Annotated in this window: 8 protein-coding genes; 5 read left to right on the top strand and 3 right to left on the bottom strand. The window is 52.8% G+C overall.

The window, feature by feature from the left end:
- Nucleotides 1-254: 254 nt before the first annotated feature.
- Nucleotides 255-2,375, bottom strand: coding sequence for a collagen binding domain-containing protein (locus tag ACR3FE_RS24855; protein WP_458210535.1), 2,121 nt, complete (start codon nucleotides 2,373-2,375; stop codon nucleotides 255-257).
- Nucleotides 2,376-2,814: 439 nt separating this feature from the next.
- Between ACR3FE_RS24855 and ACR3FE_RS24850 the strand changes: the two genes are divergently transcribed.
- Entirely contained in the window at nucleotides 2,815-3,426 is a 612-nt protein-coding gene (locus tag ACR3FE_RS24850; RefSeq protein ID WP_458210534.1) for a DUF7504 family protein, read from the top strand.
- A 1,860-nt stretch (nucleotides 3,427-5,286) separates the two neighbouring features.
- Here ACR3FE_RS24850 and ACR3FE_RS24845 read toward each other — a convergent pair.
- Together ACR3FE_RS24845 and ACR3FE_RS24840 are read right to left on the bottom strand one after the other, a co-directional pair.
- On the bottom strand, nucleotides 5,287-6,678 hold the full coding sequence (locus tag ACR3FE_RS24845) for an orc1/cdc6 family replication initiation protein (protein WP_458210533.1): 1,392 nt from the start codon (nucleotides 6,676-6,678) through the stop codon (nucleotides 5,287-5,289).
- A 151-nt stretch (nucleotides 6,679-6,829) separates the two neighbouring features.
- Entirely contained in the window at nucleotides 6,830-7,336 is a 507-nt protein-coding gene (locus ACR3FE_RS24840; protein ID WP_458210532.1) for a hypothetical protein, read from the bottom strand.
- Nucleotides 7,337-7,587: 251 nt separating this feature from the next.
- Here ACR3FE_RS24840 and ACR3FE_RS24835 point away from each other — a divergent pair, with 251 nt between their 5' ends.
- The 4 genes from ACR3FE_RS24835 to ACR3FE_RS24820 all read left to right on the top strand — a co-directional run bounded on the left by ACR3FE_RS24835 (nucleotide 7,588) and on the right by ACR3FE_RS24820 (nucleotide 13,927).
- Nucleotides 7,588-9,057: a DUF58 domain-containing protein gene (locus ACR3FE_RS24835; protein ID WP_458210531.1), complete on the top strand. Its 1,470-nt coding sequence runs from the start codon at nucleotides 7,588-7,590 to the stop codon at nucleotides 9,055-9,057.
- Nucleotides 9,057-9,512: a DUF8163 family membrane protein gene (locus ACR3FE_RS24830; RefSeq protein WP_458210530.1), complete on the top strand. Its 456-nt coding sequence runs from the start codon at nucleotides 9,057-9,059 to the stop codon at nucleotides 9,510-9,512. Before ACR3FE_RS24835 ends, ACR3FE_RS24830 begins: the two co-directional genes overlap by 1 nt.
- Nucleotides 9,509-10,417, top strand: a complete 909-nt coding sequence (locus ACR3FE_RS24825; RefSeq protein WP_458210529.1) for a DUF7982 domain-containing protein — start codon at nucleotides 9,509-9,511, stop codon at nucleotides 10,415-10,417. The genes ACR3FE_RS24830 and ACR3FE_RS24825 overlap by 4 nt, the downstream gene beginning before the upstream one ends.
- A gap of 393 nt (nucleotides 10,418-10,810) precedes the next feature.
- On the top strand, nucleotides 10,811-13,927 hold the full coding sequence (locus ACR3FE_RS24820) for an FtsX-like permease family protein (RefSeq protein WP_458210528.1): 3,117 nt from the start codon (nucleotides 10,811-10,813) through the stop codon (nucleotides 13,925-13,927).
- Nucleotides 13,928-13,948 lie beyond the last annotated feature (21 nt).

Below are 13,948 nucleotides of genomic sequence, written 5' to 3'. Positions count from 1 at the left end.
ACGACTAAATGTAAGAATGGTAATCTCGCTTTGGATTTCAAGTCAAAAATATGGAATATAGTGTGTGAACCGATAGAGTTCAACTTCTTGAAATCCCCTTGGAATTTGCCAGGTCTGCTCACTCTGCACAATATATCGAAGAAATGATATCCCCCACGACTGAAGTCGTGGGTTTTCTCGCCTGCAATTCTATAACTTCATATGACACCGGTCGACAATCGAACAGGGAGGTTTTGAGGATCTTCGATTGCAGGTTAGTCCGTCGATCGATCATCGGGGAGCAATCCTGCAACGTCATCAATAACAGTCGTCGTCGCCTCACGTGTCACTTGTTTCGTCGAGAACGCAGCTTGTTCGTAGCGTTCAGTCACGTCTCCGAGCGTCGAAAGCATCTCATCAGAGAGATTGGCTTCACGACAGGCATTGTAGAATTCCCAGTGTGTGGAAGTTGGTTTCGAAACAGTCGATGTAAATCGGTGTCGAGCCGCGGAATACGCTGACTCGACTGCTTTTTCGTAATCACCAGCTTCGAACGCGGATCGTGCATGGTCAAGGAACGCTTGTGTGACTGCTGACGATGACGACGAATCACTGGGTTGCGCACCCGGTGTAGCACCAGCCATTCCACTGTCCGTTGCTGTCACTCCATCGTTATCAGCACTTCTTCCCAGGCCGATGCTCGCCAAGACATCAGAGCGCCATAAGAGATACCCACTGAGCGTAATAAGCGCAGCAATGCCGAAGCTCACAATCCATCCTCGTGTTTCCTGATCCAATGGTTCGTCGCTCCCGACGGCAAGCGCTGTCGAGGTGCGTGCAGACTCAAGGTTTGACCCCGGCCCGTCAAATTTCGTGACGAAGGTTGTGTCTCCCTCGTCCGCAACGAGGTTCGATGGCAGAACGAGCGTTACCCTGTAGCTGCCATTTTCATTCGTACGAACGGACGTAAGTTGCGTCCCACTGACCAGAATCGCGACTCGTTGGTTCGCAATCGGCGTCCCATCGGCGGTGTGCAACTGTCCGGAGAGTTCGACACTCCGTTTGTTACCAGGCGTTCCTGTGAGTGTGAGATTTGTCGCTGTTGACTCGATGGTGAGTGGTGCCGTCGTTGACGAGGAGGCAAGTGCCTTGTTTTGGAGGGGCACCGTGACTCGAACTGCCTGCGCCCCAACAGGTGCATTTGGCGGCAGCCGTCGGCGGAACGAGAACGTGCCATCTTCTGTCGTATGTGTCGTTCCAATCCGTGTCTGACCGACGAAGATGGCAATCGGAACGTTGGAGGCACGAACACCACCAGCCTGAACGCTCCCGGAAACTGAGACTGTCTCATTGAATCGAGAAGTGGTGGTGTGTTTGCCAATCGATACCGTCGACGGAACCTGTGTCACGTTCGCGTGGACTGTCTTGTTCGACCCGAGGTAGACCGAGTCGTTTTCGGGGAGATACTCAATGCGGAACGACTGGTTCCCGAGCGAGACTGTGGTTGGTCGAGCGTAAATGGAAAATTCTCCATCACTGTCCGTTTGCACTCGTTGCGTCTGCTGGCCCTCAACCGTAATCTGAACGCTCTTGTTCGCGAGCTCAGTGCCGTTCTCGGTAGTCAATCGGCCTGTGACAACGAAGGGATCCAGAAACGACACGTCCTCTGAGCGCGCTGTCGCAGTCAACGTTGTCTGGACGAACTCAGACTCACGAACAGTGGCTTGCTGCGTCGAGATGTTTTGCGTAATGTTCTGCACGGTTTGGGTTTCCCGCTCGAAATCGGCATCCGTCCCATTGGATATCGTATTGTAATTCGCAGTGAGATTACCACTTGATTGATTGATATCCCTCTCAAGTTGCTCAAGGCGGCGTGCAATTTGTCGTGCCTTGTCGTCATTGCCATTGCGTTTGGCTTGCTGGTAGCGGTCGTGGAGGGTACGATACTGCTGAACACGTGAGACGAACTGTTGTTGATTCTGCTGTGTCTGTTTGAACGTCTTGGCCGTCTTATCGTCTTGTGTTCCTTCTGTTTCCCCCGCGACATCGACATACTTTCCCAGCATGTCGTTATAGTCATCGCCGACGATTGAGCGTGCCTTCTGATACTCCCCTTGACTAAGTTGAATCGTACTGCCCCCGAGCTGAGAGGAGAGTCGCCCAGCCAACCATCGCTCAAGCTCCGAGAGATCGCCGTCGGTCTGAACATCATCAGGATTTTCGTGTTGCACACTGGAATTGTTCGAGGGCGTGGCTGTCTGTGCAAGGTGGTCGCCCTGCGTTGCGACGTTTTCCGACCCGGTAGTTGGCGAAAGCGCTACTGCCTGGACAGGGGATACCAGCGCTAACACGAGGAGGGCGATGAGGGCGGTTGTGGAGGCGCCAGGACGGGGCACATCTACTCTCTTTCAGTCATCCGTAAAAATACCTTCTTTCTAATTCTCGAATTCAGTTCATTAAACCAGTGAAGAGAGAGTGCCTGTGAACTCCCCATCAGCCGTAGGAGATGTCACATGGAGGCGTGCAGCATGATCGTAGGATGGGATCTCTCGTTGATTCCTTTTGACATCGGTATTCAGCAAAGGAGAATTATTAAAATCTTACAAAAAGTATTTAATTATAGGATAGAGATTAGAATTTGCAGGGAGAACGCCTCATCAAAAATTGCAGTGTGCACATAGTGCTCATAAGAGCCACCACACGCCATCATCTCCCTGCCTTGCCACTCTCACGTGAAGAGAGATTGTATTTACTTTGTGTACGAGCAAACCAATGATGATATTGACCGATGAGTTTTTATTGACATAATTTGTCCACAGAGGTATTGATATTATCATGAGTGCTCACAAGCCAGGAACTGATCCGTCGAATATCCTGCTTCTTGAATCGTCATTCAGCGATGACACCGATAAAGCGTGTCAAGATCTAATGACGGTGACTAATCCTGCAGACGAGAATGTACTGCTGGTCACAACAAAAAAGTCACCAAACAAGCAGTTGTTTCGCTGGAAAAATTCGATTGACGCGAGTCCCAACCAGGTAGGAATCATCAGTCTGGGCGGTCACGTGCGATCTGTATCGAGTACGAGTAACGAAAACAGTAGTTCACTTTCGGCATCTCCTCCAACCATCGAAACAGTGGCTCCAGACGATTTGACCGGTGTTGGAATCAAAATTATGGAATTCATCACACAGTGGGAGAAGGAACAACCAGAATCAAGCCGATTACAATTAGTGATTTGTTTTGACTCATTGACTACTCTTCTTCAGTATTCGGACGTTCAACGTGTTTTCAGATTTTTACATGTTCTCACGGGGCGCATCGAGGCGAAAGGTGGCGTTGCACACTATCACCTTGAAGCAGATGCACACGATTCAAAAACCCTGGCAACGCTCAACGTTCTCTTTGATTCCGTCGTTGATACCGCTAACTCGCAGACTGCGTGACATCCTCCCACGACTGAAGTCGTGGGCTTCCCACGCCCGGTTGCGTTGGTTTGGGAACCTCGGGTTTACGACCCGACACGCCGATGGGAGTGCCACGCCCCCGTTACTCCTATCCTGGGAAAGACTCGGAGGTACCTGATTGTTTTGTGTCGGTCTGCATGTCCGAGGGCTCACGTTTTGATGCGGCAAACACCGAGTCAACTGCCAATTTTCGGACTGTCAGAATCCGATGGGAAACCATCGAATCGACAAACCCAGATACGTGGTGAGGGCACTCAAATCTATTGATTTCAGTGTTTGAAACCGATGACGGCGATTCATCCCACGACTGAAGTCGTAGGTTTTCTCGCACTGCAATTCTATAACACGGCGCTAGCGGAAGCTCACGGCTACAGGCGTCTATCGAACATATATGTGTGATTCAGAACCGAATACGTGAAGAATGACAAAGTATTAATATGATAATGATGATACTAGTTTTGGCGCACTAGCGCTAATCTTTGATAGAGCATCCTTGGCGGTGCCGGAGGGATATGCAACAGACTGGCACCCTGTTCGTGTGTGCAACTCTCCACCGAAACGCTTCATTTCAAGAATGCTCTCACTACAAGATTCGGACATTCGTACTGGACAGGTAGGTTTTCGTTCATCGGATTGGATCAGAGTGATGTCGAGAGAATTGTCCCGAACCCCCTCCCCCCGTTATCGAAGTGTAACGAGAATAAGCTCCCAAACTCCAAACCCACGAGGATGGCGGCGTTGAGAAGATATCGAGAGTATACGGCTCAAAGACATCAACAACACGGGAATTTGAAGTAGTATATTATAATCGAAATCTATAAATAGAAGCTTGTTAAACAGTATCCGCAAACCAGCTTTTGAAACACGGAATAGTAGGATTCTAGATGGATTTTGAGATCATTTTGCGGCCCCATCCCTTTCAGATGAGGATTACACTTCGATAACGGGGGGTGGGTGGAGATTTTCGTCGTGGTTTTCCCGAGTTGTCGATATCATCGATCAGTCCGATCGTCTGTAAAACAAGCTGAAGTTCGCTGGTGGATCGGTCCGTCTTGGTGCAAACGACGAAAGTGGAATCGCTATTATCCCTCGTGACTCTGGGCCTGTCCAGCCTGGGAATTGGCTATTACACTTCGACGACGGGGTAGAACGGTAAACACGGGCTGTAAATCCCTCGATTACGGTTGAAAGCAACGACACAACGTTTCACAACTAATGAACAATCGAACAGTTACACTTCGATAAGGGGGTAGTGACTAAGTAAAAAGTGCAAGCATGCAGTCGGATTTGCCTTCTCAATACACTTCGATGAAGGGGTCGAATCACGTTCACATTGAATAGAAAAATGACTTTGTCATGGCTCCCGTGAAATTTCACTCCTGCCCATCCAGCAAAGAAATACTAAGTTAGATGATTCTCGTCAAGAGGCGCTGTGGAGAGGAATTACACTTCGATACAGGGGTTGCGACACCAGCAACAATATTTTTATAAAATATAATTGATAATTATACACTTCGATGGTGGGGTCGTGTATTTGTTCGATGATTGTTAGGTGTTACTGAGGACTGATTTTGTCTCGATGAAGCCTTTGAGATACACTTCGATGAAGGGGTCTCTCCCCCCGATTGTTGCACTTCGATGAAGGGGTAGTAGGTTCCAAGAAATCGCAGGAGGGAACGCAGATCGTGAGTTAGAATGTCCGTTGATATCATAGTCTGCTCGAGGGTTAATACACTTCGATATCGGGGCGTATCTTGGTGTATTTATCGCTGATTGCCTTCAGCAGACTATTGTAGTTACACTTCGATACAGGGGTCCGGAAGACGTTCCGTCTGTCGATTACGAACTTTTGAATTTCTGCATCTTCGTTCGCGCAATAGCCTTGAGATGATCCGTTTCACCCCCAATCGCGGAAAGGCGAGAGTCTTCTGCAAGGAGATCGAGAATCGGACGGGGGTTATCCGAGAAAGAAAACTCCATGTGCATTCCTTGCCCACGGCCGCGGCTTTTCCGTTCGGCATCCACAATCCCGTATGTGTTGAGTTCCTTGACGTATTTGATGTAGGTTTCACGCGTCATTTGGTCGGCATCCAGCAGTTCGGTGATCCACTTGTAGACCTGGTAGCCAACAGGACTTGGGACAGACATGGTGGTGTGATCTGTATGCACTGCGACGGCTGCTGTTGCGTAGAGTGAGATCTTCTTTTGTGTGGAGAGACCTTCGATCTGGGTCAGCATGCGGTCTTTATCGACTTCGTCTTGTGAGTCTCGAACGTGTGATTCGGTGACGGTATCGTCGTTTTGCCTATCAGCGAGGTCGCCAGCTTTCCGGAAGAGATCGATCCCTTTGCGGGCGTCGCCGTGGCTTTGCGCAGCGAATGCTGCAACGAGTGGGATGACATCATCGCTCAGCGCCCCTTTTCGGAAGGCGTCGCGACGATGGTCGAGAATTTCTCGAAGTTGATTCGCGTCATAATCGGAAAAGGGAATGTCTTCGGGATTAAACGAACTTTCCGAACGCCCGTCGACGTTCTCCATGAACTTGGGATCGTTCGTTAGGGCGGCAACTGACACCGTTCCGTGAATAGTGTCTGTTTTTCCGGCTCGCGACAGTTGATAGAGGAGTTTCGAGTACGCAGGTTCGTCTTCACGACCAACGAGTAAGTCGATTTCATCGAGGATGAAGATGACCGAGTCATAGTACGTGTTGATGAGTTCGTAGAGGCGTTCGTACTTTTGCTCGGTGGAGACCCCTGTCGCTGGGACCCCGATGTCGACGCCAACGTCTTTTGCGACCGTCTCGACGAGTTTGTAGACTGCACGGTCGAGTGTCGTGATTGGCTGGCAATTGAGACTGATGACTCCGAAATTGATGTCTTGTGACTCACAGAGTTCGACAATTTGTCCGCAGACCGCATTGACAATCAGCGATTTTCCGGTTCCTGAGGGGCCATAGAGAAGCATGTTGGGAGGCCGCTCATCACGAAGTGCGGGTTTGAGATACGCGATGACTGCTTGCAGTTGATCATCACGGCCGACGATGCGTTCTTCGTCGATGATGGTATCCGGTTCGACGAGGTTTCGGTTCACAAAGACCGATTTGCCGGAGTCTTCTTCGAGGAGTTCGCGAATGGTTTTTTGACTGGAGTCATCGGAAGGAGTGTCTATCGTGGTCTCTTCCGGTATATCTGAGAGAGCGTCATCAGGAGGAACCGTGTCATCGCTTGGCATGTACAAATACACTGAGACAAGGGATAAAAAACTACCCATCTCGAAGTCTATCCATCCGAAAATACGCCTTTAACTATCTCTACTGCCAGAATGGCAATGCAGGAACTAAACCGAAGCCGAAGTCAAATAATTCGGGTGTGCGTTTCACGGGTTACCGGAATCGTGGTTGTTTTCGTTGCTCGCTTTCCATCTCCATTTCCTCACTTGCATCGATTCTTCGTCGCTCAGTTTGGCCGTGAAAGAGACCGATGAGAATGATCGCCGCCAACACCAACCCGCCAAGAGATTGCACCCACGTGTGTGCCCCCACGAGCGGCCGACTAAATACCATCCCAATCGGAATCACGAGATACGGTAAGAAACGCCGATCAACGAGTGCAAGGTGACCCGCAGGTGCAGCGGCATAGGCAACGTGACTCGAGATATCCCAGAAGGGAGTGATGATGAGATGAAATACTGTCAAGACGAGCAGTACCATCGAAAATTCAGGAACGATCGAACCCCATTCTTCGAGTCGCCAAAACCCCCAGATCATGAGAACACCAATGCCGAGTCCGAGACTCCCGACGAAATCTGGCCCCCAGGCAGGAACGGTTGCAAACAGCTGAGGTGTGGCGTTGTAGATCGCGAATGCAACTGCCCACGCGAATACAAGCACACTAACCCGCCCCCCAAGTTGGAATCGATTTCTGTCACGAATGTCACGCCACTCGTACAGTATTATGGATATCCCACAGAGGAGAACGAAATACTCCGGTGAAAATACATCAGAGTATGTTTGCGCCAATGTCTCAATCATGATATAGTTCTTCTTTGTCTATAATATGATAATTTCGGTTGTTCATTGTCGGGCGCGACGCTCCCATCAAAACAATACATTGAATTGTGAGTGGTTAGGTTGTCAAGAGCATGGAGGTGACTCACCGATATTGGGGCGGCGTCATCCTTGCCGGTCTCTTGGCCGGTGGTGCCTGGCTCCTCGCAGAGCCACTGTTACTGGTTGGTGCTGCTGTACTCGGTGGGTCATTACTCGTCCATCAGTATCGGTTTACGCGCGCGGTGCTGCAGACAACCGATAACCTCACACTCACCCAATCGGTGTCTCACGATCGTGTAACCACTGATGAGACAACGCCAGTTGTTTTGCGTGCCATGCTTCCCGATCCTGCATCGATCGATGTGACAGTCGATGCACGGCCACCCGTAGCTGCACACACTACCGAAGACGAACGCCATCTGGTTACCATCGATACCGGTACCCAGAAGGCGACAGCGACGTTCTCGCTCCAGTGGCCGGTTGCAGGAAAGTTCGAGTTGGACGCTCCGGTGGTTACGCTACGCGATCCAGCTGGATTCTTTCGGTCGACAGTACCCCGTGGCCCAACTGCAACCGTTACAGTAGTTCCCCGTCGGCCGCGAGATCTCCACGTTGGTGCGGGTGGTGAACGACTCTCAACAGCGTTCGGAGAGCACAAGACAGGCCGGCGGGGTGTCGGCCTGGATCCAGCTGAAATCCGACAGTACGTGCCAGGTGATACGGCACGTCAGATCGACTGGAAAGCAACAGCACGTACAGGAAGCCCACACGTTCGGGAATACGACGCTGAAACGGACCTGTCGACGGTACTCGTCCTCGATCATCGCTCGTCGATGGCCATGGGCACGCAGGGCCAGACGAAACTCGACTACCTCCGGCATGTCGCCCTAGCGTATACTGACCATGCACGGTCGAATACCGAGCCAATCGCGTTGTACGGAATCGGTAACGATGGAATGACCGTCCATGACCAATCGGACGCGAGCACGCGTCATTTTACGCAGGTCGACACGCATTTACATGACTTGGTGCCGACAGAAGGGTCACCGGCGCAGACAGCAATCCATCGCCAAACGCGGCCACATCAGCGTCGGACTCCAAGCGACGCACGTGCAGCGGCGACCAAACTCCAAGTGGATGACTCGGCATTCGGAACGACACTGGTACCATATTTCACCAATACGCAGCAGTACCTCCACCACATCGAAGCCGATCCGCTCTATAACACGGTTCGAACGTATCTCGGTCGGACACGTGGATCGGTCGTCACCGTCCTCCTCACTGATGATACACATCGACAAGAAGTCCGCGAGACTGTGCGTATGGCCCGACGTCACTCCGAGCAAGTGCTCGTCTTCTTGGCACCGACGGTGCTGTTTGAACGCGGGAGGTTAGAGGATATCGAGTCGGCATATGAGGAATACGTCGATTTCGAAGAATTCCGCCGCGGCCTCACACGCATCGATGGGGTTGCTGCGTTCGAGGTTGGGGCTGCTGACCGCATCGAAGCGATTCTTGCGTCGACACGCCAGACGAGACGGAACCAAGCGAGGAGCCAATAATGTACAGTGAGACGAAGACGTGGCTTGATGGCGCTGGTGCACTACTCGTGGCGATTGTGTATACTGTGGCGAATGGACTGCCCGGTCTCATCGCTGGCGGCATGCTCGTTCTTATGTGGTATCTGTTGCCGACCCTGTACACATTTGCGTTTGGCCAACTCCTCGTTGCCGCGCTATTTGCAGACGGCGTTGCCCTCCGGTATCTTATTCCATTGGAACTCGGTCTCATCAGCGTGCTCGTCGGCCCCGTACTGACACTCGATCACCCCTACCGCCGTGTGGTGATGACAAGCGGTATCGCCAGTGTATTCGGCATCGGAATCGTCGCCATCTACCAGTTGGATCAAGCGTACTGGCAGGCAATTGGCATTCTCGCCGTTGTGTTTGCTCTTGGCGCTTACGGACTGCATCGCTACGAACGCGTCGCGCTCGGACTAGTTGAGGAGAACGCATGAGTAATAATCCCGTGACATCGACAGAGGAACGAGATTCTGACCAGCAGGCAGACAGCCGGACGGACACTGATTCCGCTTCGGTCGACGAACTGGCTGCGCAACTCGAACTCCTCACAGAAGAGAACCAGCGATTGCGAACAGAGTATCGTCGTGCCAGACAGACGAGCTATCGACGAACTGCACTCGGAATGGCTGCGGTTGGGATACTCGCTGGGCTTGGTGGACTCGTGTTTCCATCGTCGCAGGCCATCCTGTTCGCACTCGGTGGCACTGGGTTATTCGCTGCTGTCCTCACATACTATCTCACGCCAGAACAATTTGTTGCTGCGTCAGTCGGAGAACGAACCTACGCTGCATTCGCCACTACTGGTCAGGAACTCATCGACGGGCTTGGACTGGCAGATACGTCGGTCTACTTCCCCACAGCGGAACCGACTGCTGATGGCGACAGGAGCATTCGATTATTCGTTCCCCAACATCAGGAGTATGAACTACCTGACGCAAGTGAGTTGGCGACGCTGTTTGTCGTTACGGATGATGAACGCAAGCGTGGTGTCTCGGTGCCCCCGACAGGGGCTGGATTATTCCAGGAGTTCGAGTCGATGGTTACTGACACGGCCGACCAACTACCCGAACTCGCCGACCAACTCGCCGATGCACTTGTCGAAGGCTTCGAACTAGTCGAGAGTGCGACGCCAGAAGTCGATGGAGAGGGTGATGGTGTCACGATTGCCGTCAGTGGCAGTCGATTCGGTGCCGTCGACCGATTCGATCATCCAGTTGCATCATTCATTGCCGTGGGTCTTGCACGAGGGATGGAGCGACCAGTGACGCTGGAAATATTAGCCAGTGATGATGACCGCACCGACTATCTGATCCACTGCTCGTTTACTGACGACGAGTGACCGTCGAGGAAATGTTTATCCACAGAACTGCTCGTTCTACGTTTTCTCCATCGGTGTCGAGTGTACGTATCGTGGGTGCTATGTCAGCGAGGGTTGATGGGGTCGAGGCTATTCGAGCGGAGCGTCGACTGCTGACATCGAGGTATCTGTATTGACACGGTGCTAGCGGGAGCCCATCCCTTAGGGGTGGGTGCAAGCAATAGGCACAGTTCGACGTTCCACCGCATCACTGTTGTCACTGGTTCAACCATCCTCAGTGACAAGTTTCACTTAATCTGAGGTGTCTGTCGGTAGACTTCGTTTATTCGCGTCAACAACTACTCCTGTACGCAACAGGCGGCCTATACTCTTGCCGCCAGCGACGCCACAACGGAGTGGACGACACACCGTCGAATGGGGTATCAACGGGGGCTCTGTACGCAGTGGTCACGGCGTGACCGCCTGACAATCGTCATCATCGCAGTAGCCACGGCGTTTCTGGTCGGGACGACACTATTCTTGGTCGCAGCGAACACCCAGACGTCCTCGATCGCAGCTGGATACACGCACTCGATGTCCGTTACCCACTACGACTCATATTCTGAAGCGAGCGCTTCGGCATCCGATGAGGATCTCATCCTTCCCATCGCCACCACGAACCATTCGGGTGCCAACCGATATGTTGTCGGTGTCCCAGCGGACACACCAACCGTTCTCGAAAATCTATCTGTGTCGTGGCGTACGGCCCGTATTCCGCCACCACCATCGAATGCGACACTCAAAGGGCCGGTCAACGAACGCACTCAACAGGAATTTACTGGGACGAATACGACGCAATCGCTGTCGGTCACACCGTATGCTACAAACGATTCCATCTTTCCTCAAACGTGGTACATAAGCGATTCATCGACAGTTCGATCACTGGGTGTGACCGGAGCGTATGTTATCGACACGACACCTGCGAAGTCGGCCGGACAGGGACAACCAGCAGTGATGGGCACTGCGAGTCCCTCACTCTATCGCTACTTTGCGGCTGGGATGCAGGATGTGTTACATTTGCTTGGCCTTGTGACAGTCTGTGGTGGTGCTCTCATCCTCGTCGTGGTGTACAACGTCACCCGGATGGGTGTTCGCGATCGGCTACCGGAAATCACGGTGATTCGGGCAACTGGAGGAACACCGCGACAATTGCTCGTGATTTTCGGTGTCCGTGCTGGGTTGCTCACGGCGGCCGGTATTATACTTGGTTTTGCGCTTGGGGTAATCGTCACAAGAGCAATCGTCACCATTGCCATCGCTGCTGGCCTCCACATCACGCTTGATCCGGCGGTTACACCGGCTGTGATTCGAATCATTCTTCCCAGTCTCGCCGTCCTGCTCCTCGTCGGTATCGGTGCGGGCATCCTCGCTGTTCGGCCAGCAACGACCACTCCTCCATCCCGAATCCAGCAGACGTATGATCCAGTCTCGAGACCATCGGCAACCGCACAACGACATTCTCGACTTCGAGCCCTCATCGATACGACTCTCCTTCGATGGCAGGCATTCGTCCCAGCAACGACGATTCTCACCATCTTCATTCTCATCATCGTCATCGTAGGCGCCCTCGTGGGAACACTCGCTCCAATCGCAACGACGTCAGGTGGGACGATCACCGAACCCGGAGCGGCGTATCCCATGGCAAGTCGAATCGACGCTGGATACGCGAACCTGCTTCGTAGTCAGGGGATACCAGCCAGTCCAGAGATCATCGTTGTGCAGGTGCGGGATGGTCAACCGTATCTCGCGCGTGGTGCCAACTATAGCGCATTTGCAGCCGTCTCCGATGCGACACTCACCGCAGGACGAACACCGCAAACCAAACACGAGGCAGTCATCGGCCGTGATCTTGCTCAAACGCTTGGCGTCGCTATTGGCGATACCATCACGGTCGGCGGTGCGACATCACCCGCGGTCACGCAAGTGACTGTCGTCGGAATGTTCGCGGCTCCCGGCATGCAGGATGACCAACTTATCCTCCCGCTTGCGACTGCCTACGATCTCTCGACGAAACCCGGCATCGTCCATTTCATTCGGACGGCTGGGAGAGACGACCGTCTCACGCAGGTTTCACAATCGAACAATGGCGGCATCATCGTCAGTGGTGTCTCAGCCCCATCGAGTGCAGTGCGCGGTCAATCGGTTCCAGTTCGCATCTCGGTACAGAACGTCGGACAGACGGAGCAAACTCGCCGATTGACCGTGACACTCGGGGATAGCTCGACGTCTCGTTCCGTGTCGGTCGGCCCTGGTGAACGGCGATCCGTGACGGTGAACGTGACCGCACGTACACTCGGGAACCACACACTCCGCGTTGGTTCCTATTCAAAGCCTGTGGGCGTGTATCGTCGTTCACCACTGTCCATCCCGTCTCTGCCCGAGGCTGCACCACCGGGTGCAACGCTTGCAGTACCGGTTCGCACGGCGAGTGGTGATACCGTTCCGGATGCTGTTGTTCAGATTGGGAATCAAACTGCGCGTACAAATGAGGACGGGCTGTCGATGATCCGACTTCCGAGCCGGGAGGGTGTCTATACGCTCACTGTTCAAAAGGGGAATCGGACGAATTCGTCACAGATTCGCGTCGTGGCTGGCGCTCCCCGACAGCCCATCGGGTCAGTTGCGGTCTCGCCACAGAATGCGAGCGTGTTTACCCAACCAACAGCGACGATTTCCCTGTTTAATCCCTGGAATCGACCAATCACACGGGAGATTTCGTTTGTGACGCCGACGAAAACAGTGACCCGAACCGTGTCGCTCTCCCCACGAACCTCGACGACCATGTCGACTCAACTCGGAACGGGATCATCCGACAAGATTGCATCAGGTGAGTATTCAGTACGACTGGTCTCAAACGGTCACACCCTGGCGACGGACACCTTCACCATCCATGGTGACGACCGTTCGTTTACAACACTTGCACAGAACACCAATTACGCGGGTGGAACCGGACTTGGGCAGGCTGTTCGCAATGTATTTGGGAATTTCAATCTGCTTCTTCTCGTGATGGTTGTGCTGGCTGGGCTGACAACGATTGGTGGGACAACAGCGACATTCGCGCAAGCAGTTCACGCCCGCAGTCGTGCTCTTGGCATCTATCGTGCGACCGGTGCGACGAGGTGGCGGGTTCTTCGAACCCTCATTGCTGATGCCTTTCGCATCGCCATTCCCGCAAGCCTCCTTGCACTAGTCATTACCTTGGTGACGATTCGGGGACTTGCATTCGTTGGGTTGTTCACTGTGTTTGGCCTTCGGCTTACAACACAACTCCCACTCTCGGTACTCCTCCTTGCTGTAGTCAGTGCGCTCGTGCTCATGTGTCTGAGTGTCCTTATCGCCGCGCTTCCGTACCTGATCACCGAACCGTCGACGGTGCAACGAGGTTCATCAGGTTCTGCACGAGTTGGTGAAAATCGCCACACAAATCCCACATCACCATCGTCATGTGAACAGAAGACAGGCGGACAACGTTCTAAAATCGGCGATGACTAGGAAGGAATTTTATCAAGGGAG

The organism is Haladaptatus rarus (genome assembly GCF_054177585.1).
The sequence above is the reverse complement of the archived record's forward strand: the minus strand, read 5'-3'. Positions and strand labels throughout refer to the sequence as shown.